The organism is Roseateles sp. PN1 (genome assembly GCF_038419725.1).
In the GTDB taxonomy this organism is placed as follows: domain Bacteria; phylum Pseudomonadota; class Gammaproteobacteria; order Burkholderiales; family Burkholderiaceae_C; genus Paucibacter_A.
Map to the genome: position 1 here is coordinate 252,135 of NZ_JBCARA010000001.1, position 23,125 is coordinate 275,259.

Below are 23,125 nucleotides of genomic sequence, written 5' to 3' on the forward strand. Positions count from 1 at the left end.
TCCCGGAATACGGATCAGCCGCGCTGATCCAGCGCGCGCGCAATGCGGTGCCGCGCCACCGTCGTCTTCGGCACCTTGACGGTGAACCAGCTGCGCACGTCTTCGTCCAGGCCGATGCCGTGCATATAGTTGTAAATGGCTTTCTTCAGGCCCAGGCCGAGTCGGTCATGGTCCACGCCGGTGGGGTCGACAAAGCCCACATCGTTTTGCGCAAAGCCGCCGGGCGGCAGCGGCAAAAGGCTAACGCCGTAATCCTGCGGGCTCTTGCCCACAGGTGAATGCACGGTGCAGGCGAAGCGGTGGAAGAAACCGCTGTGGATGCAGCCTTGCTCGAAGAGCTGGCGCACGTACTCCAGCGCATCGACCGTGTCTTGCGCGGTCTGCGTCGGGAAGCCGTACATCAGATAGGCGTGCACCAAGATGCCGGCGTCGGCAAAGCCCTTGGTCACGCGTGCGACTTGGTCGACCGAGACGCCTTTTTTCATCAGCGTCAGCAAGCGGTCGGAGGCCACTTCCAGCCCGCCGGAGATGGCGATGCAGCCGCTGTCGGCCAGCTGCTGGCATAGCTCCGGGCTGAAGGATTTTTCGAAACGGATATTGCCCCACCAGGAAATGTCCAGCTGGCGCGCTTTCAGCTCGGCGGCCAGGGCTTTCAATGCCTTGGGCGGCGCGGCCTCGTCGACAAAGTGGAAGCCGGTCTGGCCGGTTTCATTGACGATGGTTTCGATGCGGTCCACCAGGGTGGCGGCGGAGGCTCCCTCGTAGCGGGAGATGTAGTCCAGGCTGACATCGCAGAAGCTGCACTTCTTCCAGTAACAGCCATGTGCCACCGTGAGCTTGTTCCAGCGCCCGTCGGACCACAAGCGGTTCATCGGGTTGAGCATGTCCAGCAACGAGAGGTAGCGGTCCAGCGGCAGGCCGTCCCAGGTCGGCGTGCCCACCTCGGCAAAGGCCACGTCGGCCTCGGCGAAGTTCAGATAACGCACTGTCCCCTCGTCATCGCGCACAAAGCAGCGCACCAGGCGCTCACGCGGGCGCTGGCCTCGCAGATGTTCCAGCAGCGCGAGCAGCGGGCGCTCGCCGGCATCCAAGGTGAGGAAGTCGAAATAGTCGAACACGCGCGGCTCGGTCAGCTCGCGCAGCTCTGTGTTGACGAAGCCGCCGCCCAAGGCCAGGGTGATGTCGGGGAAGCGCGCCTTGATGGTTTGGGCGATGCGGAAGGCCGCATACACCGCGCCGGGAAAGGGCACCGAGATCAGCACCAGCTGCGGCTGGTGCTTGGCAATCGCGGCAAGGGTCAGGTCTTGCAGCGTGGTGTCGACCAGATTCAGCGGTGCGGCCAGGGCCTGGGCCAGCGGCTCGAAACTGGGCTGGCTGGTGGCCAGGGACTCGGCGTAACGCACGAATTCGAAGCGCGGGTCGACCGCTTCGCGCAGCACATCGGCCAGATCGTTGAGGTAAAGCGTGGCCAGGTGGCGGGCGCGGTCTTGCAGGCCCAGCGCGCCAAAAGCCCAGGCCAGCGGGTCGCCGCCTTCCTCGTCCACATACACATCCAGCGTGGCGAAGCGCGTGCCCTCGGGCAGGAATTGGCGGGTGTTGATGCGGTGCGCCAGCGTGGGGTCACGGCCTTGTAAAAAGGCGATGGTGGGGCTGATGGTGGAGAGGTAGCGATCAAACAGCTCGAGAAAGCCTTGCACCTGGGGCGTTGGCTTGGCCATGGCTTGCGCGCAGTCGCGCAGTGCCAGCAAGCCCTGGCGCGAGAACAGCGTGAGCATCAAGGCCAGGGCCAGGTCTTCTTGCACGGCGTCGACGCCGCGCGAGCGCAGAAAGCCGGTCAGGTAGGCGGTGGAGGGGTAAGGCGTGTTGAGCTGCGTCATCGGCGGGATGATGGACAGCACACGCAGGGCGGGCACGGCGGCACCATCGGCGGGCCGGGCGGGCGGGAAAAAGGACAAGGGGGAGGTCATGGGGGCGCTGTATTGCGCTGGGGCGGCGCGGTGCGCTATTTTGCCTGCCCCGCTATACCCTGGGATTTAGCTGCTGCTCAAGGTGCAGAGCTGCTTGGCATCACTAGGGCAAGGGCCCAGCCAGCGCAGCTGGGTGGCGTCTGCGGGCGGCAGCGGCGCGCTGAGGTTTTGGGTGGGCACCGCGCCGGTGCTGAAGCTGGCCAGCCGCACCCAGCTACCGGCCGTGCCGACGCGATAGTCCAGCGCATAGCTGCTATTGGGCCGCAGGGCGCGTGTGCTGATCTGGTATTGATTGCCTTGCAGCACAAAGCTGGGGCTGTCGGGGAAGGGGCGGGCCAGGGGCTCACCGACGAACAGGCCTTGGCCGGGCCACTCCACGGCCTTCCAGTAGGCCTCGATCAGGCTGGCGCCGCGGTAGTACTGATCGATCAAGGTCGATACCTTGGGGAACTTATTGCTGAAGTTGCAGGGTTCTTCCACTGTGCCGTAGCTGGCGGTGGCGCCAGCATCCAACCAAGCCAGGGCGGACATCTGTCCGCTCGTCGGCAAGAGGCCGGCGTAGGAGGTGAGGTGATCCGCCGCCGCGCCGGGGCGGAAGCTGTTGCTGCTGAGATTGGGTACGCTGGCCAAGCCGGTGAAATAGAACAGCAGGCCGGTCTTGCCGCTGATGCTGTTGCCGCTGTCTGGCCCTAGGCTGTTGTTGATGTAATTGAGCGTCAGGCGTCCGGCCCAGGACGCAGACAAGGGGCTGAAATCGCTGGAGCGGATGCTGCGCGCCGCATCGTTGGTGTTGATCAGATAGCCATCGCCGCTGGGCAGGCTGCCATCGGCTTGCACGCCGCGGTCGATCAGGGCCTTGGCGGCGGTCAGCGTGGTGGCGCCCAGCATCATGGCCGGGCGTATGCGCAAATCGGTCCAGGGCTGGCGCGACTCCGAATCAAAGTAGGCGGAGCTGGCCGTGCTGGCGCAGCCGCCGCAGTATTTGCTGTTGTAGCCAAAGGCCAGGGCGCTGGTGATGCTCATGGCGCAGCTGTCCACCACGCGGGAGGGCGCCGTCCAGGTCACCAAGCTGGCCTGCACGCCGGCTGGCAATTTTGCGTCCACATCGGCCTTCAGGCTGGCAAAAGCTGTGGCGGAAATAGTCGGGCTGCTGGTGTCGACCTTGACGCGGATGATGTTGGCCGCAGGCACGCCTCGTGCCGCTTGGTAGTAGGCCGCAATGGCTTCTGACAGCGCATCGCCCTCGGCCACGATCACGCCCAGTTCGCTGGCATTCAGGCCTTGGCGGGGCAAGCTCAGGCCCAGGGTGCTGGTGGCACTGGCCGTTGGCGCCGGGGTCGGCGCTGCCACGGGGGCTGGCGTGCTGACGGACGTGGCGCTGCTGCTGTTGCCGCCACCGCCGCCGCCGCAGGCGAGCAAGCTCAGGCACAGCAGGCCGGCCCACACGCGGGTACGCAGCGAAGAATGAAGAGGGAACAACATGCTTGCTAGTTTTGCATCCGCCGTCAGGCTCAATGTACCGAGTTGGCCCGGCTTATGGGCTGTACTTGTCCTATGCGGGCAGAAAAAAGCGCTTGCCGCCCGGCCGAATGAGGTCTAGAACAAGCGACTAAGTTTGCCAAAACACAACAAATATCAAGCCCAAAGCGGCTCAATCCGCGTTTGAACCCTACTTGGCTAATCCCAAAAAAGTGCATTGCTTAGAAGAATAAGTGCTTGATTTATTGGAGATATCGGACAAGTAAGTGCACGCCAACCACCCATAAAGGTGCAAATTGCCCGTAAAAACCCCAAGTGCGTGCATGGGGGTTGGCCGCCTACATTTGCACCCACGTAATGTCCTTACCGCGCAAGCGGCATCGACAAAGGCGGGCTGAGGAGACAACTCAAGCAGTAATTCAAGACGAAAAAAGTGACACTGTCACAATCACGAGCGCCTGGAGTGATCCAGGCGCTCGTTTTATTTTTGCCCGGGGCTTTTGCGCCCGGCTCTGTTGTCCATGCCCCCGTTTCCCGCCCATGTTTGAGTTGTCGATTCTTGCCCTGGCCTCTTTGCTGGCCGGTTTTGTGGATGCGGTGGTGGGGGGTGGCGGGCTGATTCTGGTGCCGGCCTTGTTCGGTGTGTTTCCGCAGGCGGCGCCAGCCACCTTGTTTGGCACCAATAAGGGTGCCTCGGTGTGGGGCACCGCTTGGGCCACGGCGCAATACGCCAAGCGCGTCAGCTTGAACTGGCGCGCCCTGCTGCCGGCCGCTGGGATCGCCTTGCTGGGCAGTTTTGCCGGCGCCTGGACGGTCACTTTGGTCGATGCCGGCTTCTTGCGGCGTGCCCTGCCGCTGATCTTGTTAGCGGTATTGATCTACACCCTGGCTCGCAAGGATCTGGGGCGCCAACATGCGCCGCGCTTTGCGGGCCGGGCGGAAACCTGGGTGGCCGCTGCGATTGGCCTGGTGATTGGTTTTTACGACGGCTTCTTTGGCCCGGGCACAGGCAGCTTCTTTGTCTTTTTGTTCGTGCGCGTGCTGGGCTACGACTTTTTGCACGCCTCGGCCACCGCCAAGCTGATGAATGTGGCCACCAATGTGGCGGCCATCTCCTTGTTTGCTTCCAAGGGGCATATCTGGTGGCAGGTGGCCCTGGTGATGGCGGTGGCCAATGTGCTGGGCAGCTTGGTGGGCACGCGCATGGCCCTGGCGCGCGGGGCGGGTTTTGTACGCAGCATGTTTGTGTTGGTGGTCGGCGCGCTGATTCTGAAGACGGGTTACGACGCCTTTTTGCGTTGAGCCAGGGCTTGCGTGCAGAGGCGCCGTACCCTGCAATGCTGCTCACTATTCACCACCGTGAGCAGGTGTCGCGAAAAGCCGGTTCAATAGCTGCTGCAATAGGCGCAATGCCCAAGCTAAGAAGCCCAGCGCAGGCGCTAACATCAAGAACAATTCGAGGAATCTGACCATGTCTGTTGATCCGCAGCTTCGTACGCTTGAAATAGAAATTCCGACCCAGCCGGAAGTGCTGGTGAAGTTGTCGCTGCTGATGGCAGCCGAAGACATTGATTTGCTGGCCATGTCCGCCCTGGTGGAAACCGATATGGCCCTGGCTGCGGCGGTGTTGAAGGCGGTCAATTCCTCGCTCTACGGTTTGCGCGGCAAGGTGCAGACGGTGCATCAGGCCCTGACCTATCTGGGCATGCGCGAGGTCTCGGGCATCACCTTCGAGATGGGTTTACGCGCGGCCTTCCCGCCGGCGGCTGAGTTGGATCCAGTCTGGCGCCGTGCCTCCGAGCGCGGCGTGATGATGGGCCGCATGGGCCAGATGCTGGGTGTCGATCCCTGGGCCGCGCATTCTGCCGGCCTGTTTGAGGAATGCGGCAAGGCGGTGCTGTATCGCCATGCGCCAGCGCATTACCCGGCCATGCTGCGCGCGGCCACGCGGGACGTTGAATTGGTGGAGTTGGAGCGCCGCGCCTTTGGCGTCACGCATGACGCGCTGGGCGCCGCCTTGTGCGAGAGCTGGGGCCTGGCGCCCGCCGCGGTGGCCAGCGTGCGCCATCACGTTGAGGTGCAAGACAGCCTGGTGATGCCCGATGCGCTGCAGCGACGTGGTGTCAGTGCCATCTCCACCGTGGCTTGGGCCTTGTTGATGGAGCCGGCCAAGCTGGAACAGGTGGCGCATGAGATTTCGCCCCAGGCCTCGCTGGATGAAACCCTGGTGCTGCGCGCCGCGCGCCGCGTCAGCGAGCAGCTGCAGCAGGCGCAGGAACACGGCCGCTAAACCCGCTAAGTCCGCTATATACGGCCGTTAGGTGTTGCCCTTGAGCGCTGCGGGCAGGTGCCGCCGCGGCGCTTGCTCCAAGGCTTGATCGGTTCAGACTTTACGGCCCGCCATATCTGCCTGAGCTGACCGAGGCGAGGCAGCTGAAATCGCCGCACGGCTGAGGCGGTCGCGCCCCGTGTGTTTGGCCAGGTAGAGCGCCTCATCGGCAGCCTGCATCAGCGCTTGTGAGCTCAGATAGGGTTGCTGGGGGCTGTAGGCCGCCAGGCCCACGCTGACGCTCAGGGTTAGGCTCTCGTTGACGCCGCCGGCATGCGCAATCTGCAAGGCGCGCAGATCCTCGCGCAACTGCTCCAGCAACTGCTGGCAGGCTTGCGGCTCAAAGCCCGGCAGCAAGGCCACAAACTCCTCGCCACCCAGGCGGGCGACCAGATCGGTATCGCGTTTGAAGCGCTCGGCCAGCAAGCTGGCGAAGCGCTGCAAGGCAGCATCTCCGGCGGCCTGGCCGTAACGCTCGTTGAAGTTCTTGAAGCGGTCCAGATCCAGCACCGCCAAAGCAAGGCAACCGCGCTGGCGCTGGGCGCGCTTGAACTCACGCCGCAGGGCTTCCTCGAACTCGCGCCGGTTGGGCAGGCCGGTCAACGCATCCACGCGGCTGAGTTCGCTCAGCTCACGCGTCGTGGCGGCGTGTGCCTGCCGCGCTTGCAGCAGCGCATCATGCTGCTGCTCGGTCTGTTGGCGCAGCATCGCGCTGCGCTGCCGCTCGGCCAGCAAATCCTGGCTCAGGCTGCGAGCCAGGCCGTCCAGCGCCTGCATGGGCCGCAGCAGCATCCTTCTGAGTACCCCATGCAGGGCCAGGCTCAGCAGCAGGATCAGGCCCAGGTCACGCGCCAGCCATTGGAGCGATGGCTGCGGGGGTGGCGCAGCTTGCAGATCAACGGCGCCGGCACTGCTGGGCTCGAACAGCAGTTCTTGCGCACCGGCACGGGCCTGGCCCGGCAAGGCTTGAGGTGCGGGTGGCTGCGCTTGCGTCCAGCCCATGGCATGGCCAGCGGGCAGATTCAGCCATTCGGTCAGTCCAACGGCCAAGCTGCACGTCAGCAACACGACAAGACCTAAGCGCCAACCCAGCGCGCGCACCGGCTTGGCCGGCGGCAGCGGGGCGTCAAGAGGGGTGTCGGATTGAATGCTGGAACTACTCACGTGGGATCAATGCTGCACGGCGCGCCCCAAGCGCGCCCGGTGTGCATTGATTCTGCATGGCAAGTGCCACTTTGCGGGCCCGATCTTGCCAGGGTATATCCCTGGCTGAGCCCTCGGCGCAGCGTTGCTGCGCCGTCAAACCGGTGAGGCTGACTCAGCCGTGCACAAACTGCATCTGTGTGCCGGCCAACTCGATCACGTCGCCATTCTTCAGGGCCACCGATTCACCGGTCAGCGGGCTGCCGTTGACGCTGGGGCGCGCCAGGCCTTCCACATGGGCAAACACATAGCCGCTGGGCCGCTTGGTGATGGAGGCCACCTGCACGCCGGGCTTGCCCACGGTGGTGACGACCTTGGTCAGGCTGACTTCGCGGCCGGCGGCGGCGCCGGTCAGCACCTTGATGGTGGCCGGCAAGGCGGTGGCGGCCGTCGGCAGTGAGGCAAAGGCCGAAGGCAGGCCGAAGCCGCTGGGCGTGGCCCCGGCAGCGCCCGACTTCAGGATCATGGTCTTCTCGTAGTCGCCGTTGTCTTCCAGCAAGAACTTGATCTTGTACTTGCCGATCTCGACCGTGTCATTGTTGGCCAGCAACTGCTTCTTGATGGCCTTGCCGTTGATGTAGGTGCCGTTGGTGGAGTTGAGGTCTTCGATGAAGACGTCGGCCCCCACCATCTGCAGCACGGCATGCTCGCCGCTCACCGCCAGGTTGTCGATGACGATGTCGTTGTAAGGTCGGCGCCCGAGCGTGGTTTTGTCCTTTGTAATCTGGACATCCTTGATCACCACACCATCGAGCGAAACCACCAGCTTGCCCATCTTTGACCTCAAATTCTGTTGTTGCATGCCACGAGTGCGGCGCGCCCGCTCAAGCCGTGGCAGATCCGAGCGTGAAATCTTGCCGGCCGGCGCGCCTGGTTCGCAGAGCGTCTACGGCAGCGATGATAGCCGCCCCGAATGTCGCTTCGCAGCGCTTTGACTTCTCGGCAACCCTTGTTGACGCCTCTTAGCGACGCCCAAACGGCCACCAAGTACGACCTTCGGGCTTGAGGCGGCCTTCGACGCGCACCAAAACCAGGGCAATATTGTCCCGGCCGCCCATGTCGTTGGCCGCGTCGATCAGGGCTTGCGCGGCTTCCGGCAAGGTGGGATGCGCCAGCAGCAACTGGCGCATGGCCTCGTCTTCCAGCATGTCCGACAGGCCGTCGGAGCAAAACAGGTAAACATCACCAGGCTGCACCTCGTGTTGGTGCAATTCCAACATCACGGTGTCTTCGACGCCCACGGCGCGCGTGACCAGATTCTTGTTGCTGGAGTAGGCCGCTTCTTCCGGGGTCAGCAAGCCAGCGTCCAATTGCTCTTGCAGCAGGGAATGGTCGCGGGTGATTTGGATGAGCTGGCCGCCCCGCAGGCGGTAGCCACGCGAGTCACCGACATGGCCGAGCAGCAACCCGTCCTCACGGAACACGCCCAAGACCAGCGTGGTGCCCATGCCGGCATAGCGCGGATTGGTGTTGGCGGCGTTGAAGATGGCGCGGTTGGCGTTGTCCACGCAGATGTCCATGGCGCGGCGCAGATCAACATGGGTCGCCTCGGCGCTGGATTCTTTCAGCCAGCGGCCCAATTCGGCGCGGATGAAGCTGGTCAGCATCTGGCTGGCCACTTCACCGGCGTTATAGCCGCCCATGCCGTCGGCCAGCACGGCCAGGCCCACGTTCTCGTCCAAAGCCACCGAGTCTTCGTTGTTGTTGCGCGCGCGCCCGACATCGGTGGCGCTGAAAAACTCCAAACTCATGGCAATTCTGTGTGGTTAGCTGGTGGGGGATTCTGCCCTGCTTCCTTCAGCTGAAGGCGCACAGTTTGGGCGAATCCGGGGTCCAATTTGGCAGATTCGGCGCTGGCAGCCTGGCCTTGCAGCTTGGCGGCACTGGCATCGCCGAGTTCGCCGGTTTGTTCCAGCACGGCGCCTAGGTCCTGCGCCATTTGCTGGCCGCTGGCATAACGCAGCTCGGGGCGCTTTTCCAGCGCCAGGGCCAGCACCAGGGCCAGGCTTTCCGGCAGGTCGGGCCGGTAGTGGCGCACATCGGCCGGCGGCTCGTTGGCGATCTGGTACATCAGCTGGGCCATCGAGTCGGTCTGGTGTGGCAGACGGCCGGTCAGCAGTTGATACAGCATGGCGCCCAGCGAATAGAGATCGCTGCGCCCGTCGACCTTGAGCCCGGCCAATTGCTCGGGCGACATGAAGGACGGCGTGCCCAGCACCAAGCCTGTGCGGGTGCGGCTGCCATCGGCAATGCGGGCAATGCCGAAATCCATGATCTTGAGCACGCCGTGGCCGCGGTCCAGCATCACATTGGCGGGTTTGATGTCGCGATGCACCACGCCTTGCTGGTGCGCATAGTCCAGCGCCAGGGCCAGGCGTTGCCCCAGGCGCAGCACCTCGTTGATGGGCAGCAAGGTGCCGGAGCGGGTGAAGTGGCTGAGGTCCTGGCCCTGCACATACTCCATCGCAATCCAGGTGTCCTGCCCGTCCACGCCGGCGTCCAGCACTTGCAGGATGTCCGGGTGTTGCAGGTGGCGGGCTGCTTTGGCTTCGCGCATAAAGCGCTGGCGCACATCGGCCAGATCCTCGGCCGCGAATTCGCGCTGCAAGGCCAGGCGTTTGATGGCCAGGGTACGGCCGCTTTTGCGCTCGACCGCCAGATTCACCACTGCCATCGCGCCACGCCCCAGTTCCCCCTGCAGCTCGTAGGCGGCCAGCCCTTCGCCGGCGGCGGGTGCCTGCACTTGCGCTTCGGCGGGGGCTGGGGTCAGGTCTTGACCGGCGGCCTCACCGGAGTGAGGCCGACCGAGCAAGCGCTGCCAGAAGCCGCTCATCGTTATGCCGCGTGTCAGCCGGCTGACGCAGGTGCGGCCTGGCGAGCCGCCAGCCATTTGCCCAAGGCCAGCACCGCCAAAGCGCCCACCACGCCGCAGCCGTAGTGCCACAGCGGCAGCACATGAGCGGGTGCGCCTGCTTGGTCAGCGGCTTGAGTGGGTACCCAGGCTGCCAGCGCAGGGTCGCCCACCATCATGGTGCCGGCAATCCAACCCAGCAGCATGGCGCCCACAGTGATGACCGCAGGGAAGCGGTCCATCAGCTTGATCACCAACTGGCTGCCCCAGACGATGATGGGGATCGACACCAGCAGGCCGAAGATCACCAAGGGCATTTGGTGTTCGCCGCCTGCGGCTTGTGCCGCACCGGCGATAGCGATGACGTTGTCCAGGCTCATCACAAAGTCGGCCACGATGACGGTTTTGACGGCGGCCCAGAGCTTGTCGCTGGCCTGGATGCCGTCGTGCTCGTCCTCGTCTTCGGGCATCAGCAGCTTGACGCCAATCCACAGCAGCAAGAGGCCGCCGACCAATTTCAGATAAGGCAGTTGCAGCAGCGTCAGGGCAAAGAAGATCAGTACGACGCGCAGCACGATGGCACCTGCTGTGCCCCACAGAATGCCCTTGGTGCGCTGTGCATCGGGCAGTTTGCGGCAAGCCAGTGCGATCACAACGGCGTTATCGCCACCCAAAAGGATGTCGATCATGATGATCTGGCCGACGGCCAGCCAGAACTCGGGGCTGAGGAAATTGTCCATTGGTTTTTCTAAATGGCTGCCCGGCCACTATACCGACAGGCGTGGCGGCGCGGACGCAATGAAAAAAGGGGCCTGAGCCCCTTTGGTGTTCCGGATCGAGCCGGGCCGCTGCGGCCCGGCTTTGCAGCGGAAGAGGTTTACAGCAGAGCCTTTAGCAGCTTGGCCATTTCGGAAGGATTGCGGGTCACGGTGAAACCGCACTCCTCCATGATTGCCAGCTTGGCATCGGCCGTGTCGGCGCCGCCAGAGATCAGGGCACCTGCGTGGCCCATGCGCTTGCCGGGAGGGGCAGTCACACCAGCGATGAAGCCAACGACGGGCTTCTTCATGTTCAGCTTGCACCAGCGAGCGGCTTCGGCTTCGTCCGGGCCACCGATCTCACCGATCATGATGACGGCGTCGGTATCCGGGTCGTCGTTGAAGGCTTGCATCACGTCGATGTGCTTCAGACCGTTGATCGGGTCGCCACCGATGCCAACTGCTGAGGACTGGCCAAGACCGATTTCGGTCAGCTGTGCCACGGCTTCATACGTCAACGTGCCGGAGCGCGAGACCACGCCGATGCGGCCCTTGCGGTGGATGTGACCGGGCATGATGCCGATCTTGATTTCTTCGGGCGTGATCAGGCCGGGGCAGTTGGGGCCCAGCAGCAGCGTCTTCTTGCCGCCGGCGGCTTCCTTGGCCTTCATCTTGTTGCGGATTTCCAGCATGTCACGGACGGGGATGCCTTCCGTGATGCAGATGGCCAGATCCAGATCGGCTTCCACAGCTTCCCAGATGGCAGCAGCGGCACCGGCGGGCGGCACATAGATCACCGACACGGTGGCGCCGGTCTGGTGAGCAGCTTCCTTGACGGTGGCGTAGATTGGGATGTCCGAGAACTTCTCGCCAGCCTTCTTGGGGTTCACGCCAGCGACGAAGGCGTTCTTGCCGTTCGCGTAAGCCTGGCAGCCCAGAGTGTGGAACTGACCGGTCTTGCCCGTGATGCCTTGGGTGATGACCTTGGTGTCTTTGTTGATGTAAATGCTCATTGCGAATTCTTCCTAGTCAGTTGGGGACAGAGCGACTCGCCAGTACGCTCGGTCGGTCTGTCCCGCAAGGTCTTTAAGCGACGGCGGCAACGATCTTCGTTGCGGCTTCGGCCATCGAATCGGCGGCGATGATGGGCAGGCCGGATTCGGCCAGCATCTTCTTGCCCAGCTCTTCGTTGGTGCCCTTCATGCGCACCACCAGCGGCACGGACAGGTTCACGGCCTTGCAAGCGGTGATCACGCCTTCGGCGATGGTGTCGCACTTCATGATGCCGCCGAAGATGTTGACCAGAATGCCCTTGACGTCAGGGTTCTTCAACATGATCTTGAAGGCTTCGGTGACCTTCTCGGCCGTGGCGCCACCGCCAACGTCCAGGAAGTTGGCCGGCTCGCCGCCGAACAGCTTGATGGTGTCCATGGTGGCCATGGCCAGACCGGCGCCGTTCACCAGGCAGCCGATATTGCCGTCCAGCGAGATGTAGGCCAGGTCGAACTTGGAGGCTTCCACTTCGGCCGGATCTTCTTCGTCCAGATCGCGGTAAGCCACGATTTCTGGGTGACGGAACAGGGCGTTGGCGTCGAAGTTGAATTTGGCGTCCAGGGCGATCAGATTGCCCTTGGAATCGCAGTTCAGCGGGTTGATTTCAACCAGCGACGCGTCGGTGTCCATGTAGCACTTGTAGAGCTTGGCGAACAGGTCGACGGCTTGGTCGATCGAGGCACCGCTCAGGCCGATGGTCGCAGCGATCTTGCGCGACTGGGCTTCGGTCAGGCCGACCAGGGGGTCGATCATCTCGGTGATGATCTTCTCGGGGGTGGAGTGAGCCACTTCCTCGATGTCCATGCCGCCTTCGCTCGAAGCGATGAAGGCAACGCTTTGCGTGCCGCGGTCGGTCACCAGGGAGATGTACAGCTCCTTGTTGATGTCAGCGCCGTCTTCGATGTAGAGGCGGCGAACCTTCTGGCCTTCGGGGCCAGTCTGGTGTGTGACCAGCTGCATGCCGAGGATTTCTTCGGACAGCTTCTTGACGTCTTCCAGCGAACGGCCCAGCTTGACGCCGCCGCCCTTGCCACGGCCACCGGCGTGGATTTGCGCCTTCACGACCCAGACCGGGCCGCCCAGCTTCTGTGCGGCTTCAACCGCTTCTTGCACTGTGAAAGCCGCATGGCCACGCGGCACCGGCACTCCGAATTGGCGCAGGATTTCCTTGGCCTGGTACTCGTGAATCTTCATAGGGGTCTCGCTTTTCTGGAGGAAGTCAGGAAGAGGAAGCAGGCAGCGCTCGCGGCTCGGCGGCTTGCGCCGCTTCTGCCATCTTGCGATACCAGCGAGGGTAGTGAGTTTCGACGACCGAGCCGTCACTGCGCAAGGCATGGCAACGGTCGATCTGGAACGGCGGGTGACCTTCGGCCGAGCCTTCGCGGGTGTCGATCACCGTGCCGGCAAAGGCTTGGATCACCGCGGTAGGCAAGACCTGGCACAACTCGGTCAAATGGGTGCAACCTTTGACACCGCTGAGGCGGTCTTTGACGCCGAGGCGGAAGCCCCGCATCAAGTTCAGGCCGACCAGCTTGGCGTAGGCGTCACCATGCGACTCGCAAGCGCCGGGATAAGGCATCCAGCGCGTCACCGAACTGGCTTGGCGAATCGTCATTTGACGGTCAATGACCAAGCTCAGGGTCATATCGTGGATTGGATCACCGGCATGACGGATGCCGTCAGCCAGGGGAATGTCCTGCGTCTTGCTGTCGACCAGCCCGGCTTCAACCTCAAACAACTCATCATCGCGTGCAAAAACTTGCACATCGATGGCGCGGCGGTGGATCAGTCGGCGCGGAGAGTTGGGGATGGGTGAGGAGGACATGGGCAAAAAACAGCTGAGCGCAGGGACGAAACCCGGATGAAATAAGTCGACGGGCCGTTCGCTGCGCAGACGGCAATGTAGCATGTTGCGCTGCCGCAAGGCTTTCACGGAACTGTCAGCGGCCCAGCAAACGCCCCAAAATGGGCGGGTTTCAAGGCGTTTCAGGCGAATTTCAGTCCTCGCCCGCGCTGACACCACGCAAGACTTGGCGTATCACCTCCGGCGCGAAGCCGCGCTGCACCAGGAAGCGGCCTTGCTTGGCACGCATCGCGGCCAGCTCGGCGCCGCTTGGTGCGGCGGCATCGGATTCAGCATCAAGCTCGGCATCAATGTCAGCAGAGAGGCCGAACTTGCGCCGCCAGACTTGCCGGGCGCGCTCTAGTTCGCTCGCTTTCAGGGTTTGCCATTGCTCCGCGCTCAAGCTCAGGCGGTGCTGGGCTAACTCCTGCTTGATGCGGCTATTGCCAAAACGACTGGCGCGGGCATGCAGGCGTGACTCCACGAAGCGGCTTTCGTCTAAATAGCCCTGCGTCTGCAGCCAGCTCAGCAACTCGTCGACGAGTTCCGGCGCCGCGCTTGTGCTGTCGTCATCAACTGATGCCTTGCCTTCGCGCATGCTTTCCTGGCGGCGCCGTTCGTTCTCGATGCGCAGCAGCTTGCGGCGCAACTCGCTCGGGCTGTGCTCGCGTTGGGCCAGCAAGGCGATGGCGCGAGCCTTCAGGGAAAGGGGTTTGTGATTCATGGGCGCTTTGCGCACAAGTGGGCGATGGTTCGTGGCTGTAAGTCGCTTTCGGCCACCGTGACACGCTGTGACTTGCTTTGAGCCGTGCTGCGGCGTCAATACCGCTCGATGCAGTCGCAGGCGCGCGCGGGCGGCGCGTACGGCACCGGCCAGTGGTCGGTGATGCGAGCAATGCGGCCGTCACCATCAAATTCGAATACCGAAATTCCGGTCTCGGTCGTGCCGTCGACATGAAAGGCGATCACCGAGACGGCTTGGTGATCGTCCGCCACCAGTTGCTGGATATCGGCGCGCCAAAGGCCTGGCCAAGTGCGGTTGAACTCGACGTAATTGGCGCGGCCGCGCACCCGTTCCCGGGTTTGCGGCACTTCGTAAACGATCTGCTCGGCCAGCAACTCGGCGAATGTCTGCCATTCACGGTCGTTAGCGGCCTGCCAGTAGCGCAGCACCCGTTCGCGTGGTGTGTTCATGGGGCAGGCTCCAGCGGCGGGACGGTGCGCTGATCCGGGCGATAGCCCGAATTACTCGCCTTGGGCCGCCGCCAGCAGCGGAACGCCCAGCGAATCACGCACCTTGTTCTCGATTTCGCGGGCGATGTCACTGTTCTCGCGCAGGAATTCGCGAGCGTTGTCCTTGCCCTGACCGATCTTCTCGCCGTTATAGGCGTACCAGGAGCCGGACTTTTCGACCACCTTGGCTACCACGCCCATGTCGATGATCTCGCCTTCACGGCTGATGCCTTCGCCGTAAAGGATGTCGAACTCGGCGGTCTTGAAGGGTGAGGCCACCTTGTTCTTGACCACCTTGACCTTGGTTTCGCTGCCGATGACTTCGTCGCCCTTCTTGATCGAGCCGATGCGGCGGATGTCCAGGCGCACCGAGGCGTAGAACTTCAGCGCATTGCCGCCGGTGGTGGTTTCGGGGCTGCCGAACATCACGCCGATCTTCATGCGGATCTGGTTGATGAAGATGACCATGCAATTGGTCTTCTTGATGGTGGCCGTCAGCTTGCGCAGGGCCTGGCTCATCAAGCGGGCTTGCAAACCCGGCAATGAATCGCCCATTTCGCCTTCCAGCTCGGCCTTAGGTGTCAGCGCTGCCACCGAGTCGACGACGATCAGGTCCACGGAGCCGGAGCGCACCAGCGCATCAACGATTTCCAGGGCTTGCTCGCCGGTGTCGGGCTGGCTGATCAAGAGGTCTTGCAGATTGACGCCCAGCTTTTGCGCGTACTGGATGTCCAGAGCGTGCTCGGCGTCGATGAAGGCGCAGACGCCGTTGACCTTTTGCATCTCGGCGATGACTTGCAGGGTCAGGGTGGTCTTGCCCGAGGACTCAGGGCCATAGATTTCGACCACGCGGCCGCGCGGCAGGCCGCCAACGCCCAGGGCAATGTCCAGACCCAGCGAACCGGTGGACACCACCTGGATGTCTTCAATCACCTCGCCCTCGCCCAGGCGCATGATGGAACCCTTGCCGAATTGCTTTTCGATCTGCGACAGGGCGGCCTGCAAGGCCTTGGCTTTTTCAGCACTGATGGTGGGTTTGACTGGGGCGTCCATGAATTTCTCCTCAATGAGCTGGGCGGATTATGGCGCAATCTGTATGTTTGTACAGTGGTTTTGAAAATTCTTGCGAGGGATTGTCTTCACAGCCGGGCTCGGCGGCAAACCTAGAATGCGCTCACAACAAATCGCCCTGCCGGAGACCGCCATGCGTATTTTGATCGCCGAAGACGACCAGGTTTTGGCGGACGCCCTGCTGCGTTCGCTGCGGGCCTCGGGCTATGCGGTGGACCAGGTGGGTACTGGCACCGAGGCCGATGCGGCCCTGGCTTCCCATGAGTTTGATCTGGTTATTCTTGACTTGGGCCTGCCACGCCTGCACGGCCTGGAAGTGCTGCGCAAGCTGCGCGCGCGCGGTTCTTCGATGCCCGTGCTGATCTTGACTGCCGCTGACAGCGTGGAGCAGCGCGTCAAGGGCCTGGATTTGGGCGCCGACGACTATATGGCCAAGCCCTTCTCGCTGCAGGAGTTGGAGGCGCGGGTGCGCGCCCTGACGCGCCGCGGCCTGGGCACGGCCTCCAGCGTCATCAAGCATGGGCCGCTGTCCTTCGATGCCACCGGGCGGGTGGCCTATATCAATGAGCAGATGGTTGAGTTGTCGGCGCGTGAGCTGAGCTTGCTCGAAGTGCTGCTGCAGCGCGCCGGCCGCTTGGTCAGCAAGGACCAGTTGGTGGAGCGCCTGTGTGAGTGGGGCGAGGAAGTTAGCAATAACGCCATCGAGGTCTACATCCATCGCCTACGCAAGAAGATCGAGCAGGGGCCGATCCGCATCGCCACGGTGCGTGGCCTGGGCTATTGCCTCGAGAAAATTCCCGGCTGATGCTCAAGCGCTCGGCAGTGAGGGATCGCCATGGCTGCTGAGTCCGGCCAACGCTCGCTGTTCGGCGAGATCCTGGATTGGATGCTGGCGCCGCTGCTGCTTATTTGGCCCATCAGCGTGGCGTTGACCTGGCTGGTGGCGCAAGGCATTGCGGCCAAGCCCTATGACCGCGAGCTGGGCGAGATGGCCCGCACGTTAGGCCTGCAAGTGGCGTCTACCTCGGCGGCTCTGGCCGCTGGGCGAACCGGCCGGGCGCAATACGCGCTGGCGCCCGAGGCCGCCGCCTTGCTGCGCGCGGACGAGAGCGACACGGTGTTCTACCAAGTGTTGGGCCTGCGCGGCGAGCTGCTCAACGGCGACGCCAAGCTGCCGGTGCCGACCGATGACGAGCTGATCGTGCCCTGGGAGCTGCACTTCCGCGACGATGAAGTGGGCAATGAGCGGGTGCGGGTGGCGTACTTGTGGGTCTCGCCCGAGGGCATGGCTGGCAGCAGCAAGACCATGCTGGTGCAGGTGGCCGAGACCTTGGGCAAGCGTGGCAAGCTGACCAACGAGATCATCAAGGGCGTGATCCTGCCGCAGTTCGTCATTCTGCCGCTGGCCGTGCTGCTGGTGTGGCTGGCTTTGGCGCGCGGCATCGCGCCGCTCAACGAGTTGCAGCGTCGCATCCGCTCGCGCGATAGCTCCGACCTCAGTCCCATCGACGAGCGCCGCATTCCCGAGGAAGTGGCGCCGCTGGTGGGTGCCATCAATGACTTGCTGGCGCGCTTGGATCAGTCGATCAGCAGCCAAAAACACTTTCTGGCCGACGCCGCCCATCAGCTGAAAACGCCGCTGGCGGGCCTGCGCGCGCAAGCTGAGTTCGTGCAGCGGGAAATTGACGAGGGCCGCAGCGAGCCGGCCGATTTGAAGCGCTCGCTGCAGCAAATCTCGCTCAGCAGCCAGCGTGCCGCGCACATGGTCAACCAGTTGCTGGCGATGGCCCGGGCCGAAGATCAGGAACATGCGGCGCGGCGGGAGCTGGTCAATCTGCCCGAGCTGGCGATCGAGACGGTGCGCGACTTCGTGCCACGTGCTTTTGATAAACGCATCGACCTCGGCTTTGAAGGGCCCGACCAAGAGCAAAGTGGCTTGCGCGTGCTGGGCCACCCGCTCTTGATCCGCGAGCTGATTCGCAATTTGGTGGACAACGCCCTGCTCTACACCCCGGCGGGTGGCACGGTGACGGTGCGGGTGGTGGAAGACCCCTTCGGCCAGGTCAGCGTCTTGCAGGTGGAAGACTCCGGCCCTGGTGTGCCCGAGGCCGAGCGCGAAAAGGTGTTTCAGCCCTTCTATCGCGCGCTGGGCACCAATGTGGATGGCTCCGGCTTAGGGCTGGCCATCGTGCGCGAAATTGCGCAGCAGCATGAGGCGGATCTGACTTTGGATGAAACCCGGCCCAAGCGCTCAGTGCCGCTGGAGGCCGACAGCGGTGGCCCGGGCGCACGCTTCACGGTGCGCTTCCATGCCCAGGCGGCCGAGCCGGTGGACCAGGCCTGAGCGGCCTTGTTGGTGCCGGTTCGAGCGTCAGTAACGCACGCGCCGCGTCTTGGCGATGGACATCAAAAGCCCGAGGCCAATGCCCAGCGTCACCATCGCGGTGCCGCCGTAGCTGATGTAGGGCAAGGGCACGCCCACCACCGGCAAGATGCCGCTGACCATGCCCATATTGACAAACACGTAGGTGAAGAAAGACATCGTCACCGCCCCCGCCATCAGGCGTGAGAACAGGGTCGGCGCGTCCGAGGCGATCATCAGCCCGCGCAGGATCAGGGCGGTGAAACCGCCCAACAGGGCCAAGGCGCCGGCTAGGCCGAACTCCTCGCCGAAGGCGGCGAAGATGAAGTCGGTGGTGCGCTCGGGGATGAACTCCAGATGGGTTTGCGTGCCCTTCATAAAGCCCTTGCCGGTGATGCCGCCGCTGCCGATGGCGATCTCGCCCTGAATGATGTGGAAGCCCTTGCCCAGCGGGTCCTTGGTCGGGTCCAGCAGGGTGCAGACGCGGTTCTTTTGATATTCGCGCAGCACCGGCCACTCCACATCCGGCTGGCAGATTTTTTCCTCGCTCATCACCAAGGTGGTGATGCTGGCCGCGCCGATGATGAAGGCTGGGATGATCAGCTTCCACGACAAGCCGGCAAAGAAGATCACATACAGGCCGGCCGACGCCACCAAGATGGAAGTGCCCAAGTCAGGCTGCTTGGCCACCAACAGCGTCGGGATGGCCAGCAACACAAAGGCGGCAATGAAGTCCGGCAGGCGCAGCAAGCCTTCGCGCTTCTGGAACCACCAGGCCAGCATCAAGGGGGTGGCGATCTTGAGCAGCTCGGACGGCTGGATCTGCGTCACGCCGATATTGAGCCAGCGCGTGGCGCCCTTCTTGGTGATACCGAACAGCGCCGTGGCCAGCAACAGCACGATGCCGATGGTGTAGAGCGGAATCGCCAGCTGCATGATGCGCTGCGGCGGAATCTGCGCGATCAGGAAGATCAGGGCGATGGAGATCAGCATATTGCGGCTGTGATCCACAAAGCGAGTGCCGTGGTCGTAGCCGGCCGAATACATGCTGAGCAGGCCCAAGCCCATCATCCAGCCAATTGCCAGTAGCAGGGGCAGATCGAAGCCGCTGAACATGGGCTTGAGGCGTTGCCACAAGCTGGGTTTGTTGAACACGGCGTTCATGGTGTGGAGGCTCCTCGCTGCGGGGCGGAGGCCCGGCTGGCCGCAGGCGCAACTGGGCGGGCCGCGGCAGGTGTCGGGGCGGCTTGGCCGGCCGTGTTTGTGGTGGCCGGTGCTGACGCCGCTGCAGAGGCAGCCGCCGAAGCTGCGGAAGCCGCAGCGGCCGCCGTGGTGGGAGCGCCCGGCAAAGGCACTTCGGCGATGGGGCGCGGCTTGCCAACCGGCAAGGTGCTCTTGCCGATTTGGGTCAGGGCAATGTCTTCCTCGCTGGGGTAGACGCCGGTGAGCAGATAGTCGAAGACCCGGCGCGCAATGGGCGCGGCCGAGGTGGAGCCGAAGCCGGAGTTCTCCACAATCACCGCCAGGGCCACGGTGGGGGCTTCCAGCGGCGCGAAGGCGACGTAGAGCGAATGGTCGCGCTTGCGCTCGTCGGCCTTGATGTCCTTGTACTTCTCGCCCAACTTCAGGCCAATGGCCTGGGCCGTGCCGGTCTTGCCGCCGCTTTGGTAGGCGGCACCCGCGAACACAGCGCGCGAGGTGCCCTCCAGCGTCACACCATGCATGGCGTTACGGATCACTGCCACATCGGCGGGCTTGAGCGGCAGCGACGGCAGCGCGTCGTTGGACAACTGGCGCTGCTCGTGCTTGACCACGTCCTCGATTTGCCGCACCAGCCGTGGCTTGTAGCGCTGGCCGCCAGTCGACAGGGTGGACATGGCGGTGGCCAGCTGCAACATGGTGAAGTTGTTATAGCCCTGGCCGATGCCCAGCGAAATGGTCTCGCCGGCGAACCACTTCTGGTTCGCCGGGTTCTTGGCAAAGTAGCGGCGCTTCCACTCGGTGCTGGGCAGCAAGCCGCTGACCTCGCCTTGCACGTCGATGCCGGTGCGGCGGCCAAAGCCAAAGGGCTCCAGCTCGTCGTGAATCAGATCCACCCCCATTTCATTGGCGAGGGTATAGAAGTACACATTGCTGGACTGCACGATGGCCAGGCGCATGTCCTTGGGCCCGGGGCGGTCGGTCTCGGGGCTGCCGAAGGTGCGGCCACCGAAGCTGAAGGTCAGGTTGTCTTGGACGATGGTGCCCGGCGCGCGCTTGCCCGAGTCCAGCGCTGCCATGGCCATGAAGGGCTTGAAGGTCGAGCCCGGGGGGTAGGTGCCACGCAGGGCTCGGTTCAGCAGCGGCTTGTCGAGGTTGTCGTTGAGCTCGCGCCAGCTATCGGCATCGATGCCATCGACGAACAGATTGGGGTCAAAGGTCGGCTTGGACACAAAGGCCAGCACCTCGCCATTGCGCGGGTCAATCGCCACCAGGGCGCCGCGGCGGTCTTTGTACAGCTCTTCCACCAGGGCTTGCAGGCGGATGTCGATCGAGAGCTGCAAGGTATTGCCCGGCGTGGGCGGCCGGTAGGCCAGGCGGCGCACGGCGCGGCCGGCGGCGCTGGTTTCCATCTCTTCAAAGCCGGTCAGACCGTGCAGCTCTTTCTCGTAGCTTTGTTCGATGCCCAGCTTGCCGATGTATTCGGTGCCGCGGTAGTTGGCGATGTCTTCCTCTTCCCACTCATCCATGGCCTTTTTCTCGGCCTGGTTGATGCGGCCGATATAGCCCAGCAAATGCGCGCCGACTTCGCCCAGCGGGTAGTTGCGGAACAGGCGCGCCTTGATCTCCACGCCAGGGAAGCGAAAGCGCTGGGCGGTGAAGCGCGACACCTCCGCCTCGTTGAGCTTGGTGCGGATGGGCAGGGACTCGAAGTTCTTGCTCTCATCCATCAGGCGCTTGAAGCGGCGACGGTCGCGCGGCTGGATCTCGATGACCTGAGCCAACTGGTCGATGGTGGCGTCCAGATCAGGCACCTTGGAGGGCGTGATCTCCAAGGTGTAGGCCGAGTAATTGCTGGCCAGCACAATGCCGTTGCGGTCTTTGATCAGGCCGCGGTTGGGCACGATGGGCACTACGCTGACGCGATTGCTCTCGGCGCGGTCCAGCAGGCTGTCGTGCTGAATCACCTGCAAAAAAATCAGCCGCGCCACCAGCAGGCCGAAGCAGAACAGCACAAAGCCGGCGGCCGCGATCAGGCGCAGGCGAAAGCGTGACAGCTCCTGTTCGACGTTTTTGAGAACGGTCATTACAGCGGGCGATTGGCGTCGCGATCAGGCGCGCGGCGTTGCGGGGCCAACAAGAAGATGGTGGCCAGCGGCCACAGCGCCGCCTCAAACAGCGGCGCCCAGGCCAGGGTCCAACCCGGCCACATGCCGCCCACCAGCATGCGCACCAGCAGCGACACCGCGTGCGCGGCGGCAAACAGCGGCAAGACATGCAAGGCTTGACCGATCAGGCCAAAGGCCGGAATGCGGCGATGCAGGCTCACCGCGCCATAAACCAAGGTGCTGTAGGCCAGGGCGTGCTGACCCAGCAGCGAGCCGTGGTGCACATCGATCAAGAGGCCGAAGGCAAAGGCCCAGCCCACGCCGACGCGGCGCGGCTGATGCACGCCCCAGAACACCAGCACCACGGCCAGCAGGTCCGGCATCATCGGTGAGCGGCCAATCGGCACCATATCGGCCACCAGGGCCAGGATCAGCGTCAGGGCAATGAAGAGTGGATTGGCCGGCAGCAAGAGCTGGCCGGAGCCGCGCGGCATGATCATGGCTTGGCTCCGGAGGCGGGTTTGGCTGCGGGCTTGCTGGCCGGCTTGGCGGCTGCCTTGGGTGCCGCGCTGGCGCCATGGCCGGCGCTCGATGCGGCTGCGGCTGAGCTAGCGGCAGCTTTGCGGGCCGACTTCACACTGGCGGCGGCCGCTGCCGCGGAGGCCGCGGCTTCGGCGGCTTCGGCCTGCGCGGCTTCATGCTGTGCCAGTGGTTGCAGCACCAGCACATGGCGCACGCTGTCCAGCCGCGCCACCGGTTGCAGGCTGACGCGGGCAAAGCTGCTGTCACCGCGCCGCTCCACCACGGTCACCTTGGCCACCGGCAAGCCGGGCGGGTAGACGCCGTCCAGCCCCGAGGTCGTCAAGGCATCGCCTTCTTTGACGTCCGCGTTGGCGGCCAGAAAGCGCAGCTCCATGCCGCTGCCGTCGCTATTGCCGAAGGCGGCGTTGCGCTGTTCGGTGCGGGTGTTGAGCACGGGAATGGCGGCGTCCTTGTCGTTCAGCAGCGTGACCTCGGCCGACAGCTTGTACAGCCGCGTCACTTGGCCGAGCACGCCCTCTTCATTGATCACCGGCGCGCCCAGCTGCACACCGTTGAAGCTGCCGCGGTCGATTACGACGCGGCGCGAATAAGGATCGGGCGCCTCGTACAGCACCTCGGCCGAAAGTGAACTCACCTGCAAGGCCGGGCGCAAATCCAGCAAGGCCCGCAGACGCTGGTTTTCCTGTTGCAGCTGCTCGGCGCGGGAGAGCCTCTCCGCCTGCCGCACCAGTTGTTGGCGGGCTTGGTTCTCTGCAACCATGGCGCGTTCGGTGCCGCGCAGATAGTCCTGGAAGGCTTCCCAGGCGTCAACCGGCGTTAGCAACAGCCGCTGTACCGGATGCAGGGCCAGGGCCAGGGTCTGGCGGGCGGGCTCCACCACCTTGAAACGCGCATCCGCCACCATCAGAAAAACGGCGGCGGCGGCGCACAGCAGCAGCTTGGTCAGGGCCGAGGGGCCTTGACGGAAGATGGGCGGTGTCGTGCGATCTGGTGGGCCGAGAGGCATGGCGAAGTCGTGCGCCGAAAGAATGTCCGCCTAGCAGGCCGCTGCGAGCGGCCGCGAGCTTGGGTGTTTGCCGCTGCTGCTGCCGCCGCGGCGCTGCTCAGCAGCGCATCGGGGCCGCG

General features: G+C 63.8%; 21 protein-coding genes. 4 read left to right on the forward strand and 17 right to left on the reverse strand.

Annotated features, from left to right (window positions below):
- Window positions 1-14: 14 nt before the first annotated feature.
- Together AABB87_RS00920 and AABB87_RS00925 are read right to left on the reverse strand one after the other, a co-directional pair.
- The gene (locus AABB87_RS00920; protein WP_341969670.1) at window positions 15-1,877 is read right to left on the reverse strand and encodes a B12-binding domain-containing radical SAM protein; all 1,863 of its coding nucleotides are present in this window, start codon (window positions 1,875-1,877) and stop codon (window positions 15-17) included.
- 156 nt (window positions 1,878-2,033) lie between these two features.
- Window positions 2,034-3,449 carry a TIGR03790 family protein gene (locus AABB87_RS00925; protein ID WP_341969240.1) on the reverse strand — a complete coding sequence of 472 codons (1,416 nt, stop codon included), beginning with the start codon at window positions 3,447-3,449 and terminating at the stop codon, window positions 2,034-2,036.
- A 537-nt stretch (window positions 3,450-3,986) separates the two neighbouring features.
- Here AABB87_RS00925 and AABB87_RS00930 point away from each other — a divergent pair.
- Together AABB87_RS00930 and AABB87_RS00935 are read left to right on the forward strand one after the other, a co-directional pair.
- The gene (locus AABB87_RS00930) at window positions 3,987-4,748 is read left to right on the forward strand and encodes a sulfite exporter TauE/SafE family protein (RefSeq protein ID WP_341969241.1); all 762 of its coding nucleotides are present in this window, start codon (window positions 3,987-3,989) and stop codon (window positions 4,746-4,748) included.
- Window positions 4,749-4,917: 169 nt separating this feature from the next.
- A complete protein-coding gene (locus AABB87_RS00935) occupies window positions 4,918-5,736 on the forward strand; it encodes an HDOD domain-containing protein (RefSeq protein WP_058721225.1) in 819 nt (272 codons plus the stop codon).
- Window positions 5,737-5,829: 93 nt separating this feature from the next.
- Here the strand turns inward: AABB87_RS00935 and AABB87_RS00940 are convergent, their stop codons facing one another.
- From AABB87_RS00940 to recA, 11 genes are all read right to left on the reverse strand, one after another.
- Window positions 5,830-6,939, reverse strand: a complete 1,110-nt coding sequence (locus AABB87_RS00940) for a GGDEF domain-containing protein (RefSeq protein ID WP_341969242.1) — start codon at window positions 6,937-6,939, stop codon at window positions 5,830-5,832.
- A gap of 154 nt (window positions 6,940-7,093) precedes the next feature.
- Window positions 7,094-7,753 (reverse strand): FHA domain-containing protein, encoded by a 660-nt coding sequence (locus AABB87_RS00945; RefSeq protein ID WP_058721223.1) that lies wholly within the window; start codon window positions 7,751-7,753, stop codon window positions 7,094-7,096.
- Between the two features lie 187 nt (window positions 7,754-7,940).
- Window positions 7,941-8,729, reverse strand: a complete 789-nt coding sequence (locus tag AABB87_RS00950) for a Stp1/IreP family PP2C-type Ser/Thr phosphatase (RefSeq protein WP_341969244.1) — start codon at window positions 8,727-8,729, stop codon at window positions 7,941-7,943.
- The gene (locus AABB87_RS00955; RefSeq protein ID WP_341969246.1) at window positions 8,726-9,811 is read right to left on the reverse strand and encodes a serine/threonine-protein kinase; all 1,086 of its coding nucleotides are present in this window, start codon (window positions 9,809-9,811) and stop codon (window positions 8,726-8,728) included. Before AABB87_RS00955 ends, AABB87_RS00950 begins: the two co-directional genes overlap by 4 nt.
- Before the next feature lie 14 nt (window positions 9,812-9,825).
- Window positions 9,826-10,569: a TerC family protein gene (locus AABB87_RS00960; RefSeq protein WP_341969247.1), complete on the reverse strand. Its 744-nt coding sequence runs from the start codon at window positions 10,567-10,569 to the stop codon at window positions 9,826-9,828.
- Window positions 10,570-10,706: 137 nt separating this feature from the next.
- Window positions 10,707-11,600: a succinate--CoA ligase subunit alpha gene (gene sucD, locus AABB87_RS00965; protein WP_058721219.1), complete on the reverse strand. Its 894-nt coding sequence runs from the start codon at window positions 11,598-11,600 to the stop codon at window positions 10,707-10,709.
- Between the two features lie 73 nt (window positions 11,601-11,673).
- Window positions 11,674-12,834 carry an ADP-forming succinate--CoA ligase subunit beta gene (sucC, locus tag AABB87_RS00970; RefSeq protein ID WP_058721218.1) on the reverse strand — a complete coding sequence of 387 codons (1,161 nt, stop codon included), beginning with the start codon at window positions 12,832-12,834 and terminating at the stop codon, window positions 11,674-11,676.
- A gap of 25 nt (window positions 12,835-12,859) precedes the next feature.
- Entirely contained in the window at window positions 12,860-13,465 is a 606-nt protein-coding gene (locus AABB87_RS00975) for a DUF2889 domain-containing protein (protein ID WP_341969248.1), read from the reverse strand.
- A 172-nt stretch (window positions 13,466-13,637) separates the two neighbouring features.
- A complete protein-coding gene (locus AABB87_RS00980; RefSeq protein WP_341969249.1) occupies window positions 13,638-14,207 on the reverse strand; it encodes a regulatory protein RecX in 570 nt (189 codons plus the stop codon).
- A 95-nt stretch (window positions 14,208-14,302) separates the two neighbouring features.
- Window positions 14,303-14,677, reverse strand: coding sequence for a nuclear transport factor 2 family protein (locus AABB87_RS00985; protein ID WP_341969250.1), 375 nt, complete (start codon window positions 14,675-14,677; stop codon window positions 14,303-14,305).
- Between the two features lie 51 nt (window positions 14,678-14,728).
- A complete protein-coding gene (gene recA, locus AABB87_RS00990; protein WP_341969251.1) occupies window positions 14,729-15,769 on the reverse strand; it encodes a recombinase RecA in 1,041 nt (346 codons plus the stop codon).
- A 151-nt stretch (window positions 15,770-15,920) separates the two neighbouring features.
- Here recA and AABB87_RS00995 point away from each other — a divergent pair, with 151 nt between their 5' ends.
- Window positions 15,921-16,592, forward strand: coding sequence for a response regulator transcription factor (locus tag AABB87_RS00995; RefSeq protein WP_058721213.1), 672 nt, complete (start codon window positions 15,921-15,923; stop codon window positions 16,590-16,592).
- 30 nt (window positions 16,593-16,622) lie between these two features.
- Window positions 16,623-18,131 (forward strand): sensor histidine kinase, encoded by a 1,509-nt coding sequence (locus tag AABB87_RS01000; protein ID WP_341969252.1) that lies wholly within the window; start codon window positions 16,623-16,625, stop codon window positions 18,129-18,131.
- Between the two features lie 27 nt (window positions 18,132-18,158).
- Here AABB87_RS01000 and rodA read toward each other — a convergent pair whose 3' ends face one another.
- From rodA to mreC, 4 genes are read right to left on the reverse strand one after another with little or no spacing between them, the layout of a single operon-like run.
- Window positions 18,159-19,313, reverse strand: coding sequence for a rod shape-determining protein RodA (gene rodA, locus AABB87_RS01005; RefSeq protein WP_341969253.1), 1,155 nt, complete (start codon window positions 19,311-19,313; stop codon window positions 18,159-18,161).
- Window positions 19,310-21,436 carry a penicillin-binding protein 2 gene (gene mrdA, locus AABB87_RS01010; protein ID WP_341969254.1) on the reverse strand — a complete coding sequence of 709 codons (2,127 nt, stop codon included), beginning with the start codon at window positions 21,434-21,436 and terminating at the stop codon, window positions 19,310-19,312. Before mrdA ends, rodA begins: the two co-directional genes overlap by 4 nt.
- Window positions 21,436-21,957 (reverse strand): rod shape-determining protein MreD, encoded by a 522-nt coding sequence (mreD, locus tag AABB87_RS01015; RefSeq protein WP_341969255.1) that lies wholly within the window; start codon window positions 21,955-21,957, stop codon window positions 21,436-21,438. Before mreD ends, mrdA begins: the two co-directional genes overlap by 1 nt.
- A complete protein-coding gene (mreC, locus tag AABB87_RS01020; RefSeq protein WP_341969256.1) occupies window positions 21,954-23,006 on the reverse strand; it encodes a rod shape-determining protein MreC in 1,053 nt (350 codons plus the stop codon). The genes mreD and mreC overlap by 4 nt, the downstream gene beginning before the upstream one ends.
- Between the last annotated feature and the right edge of the window lie 119 nt (window positions 23,007-23,125).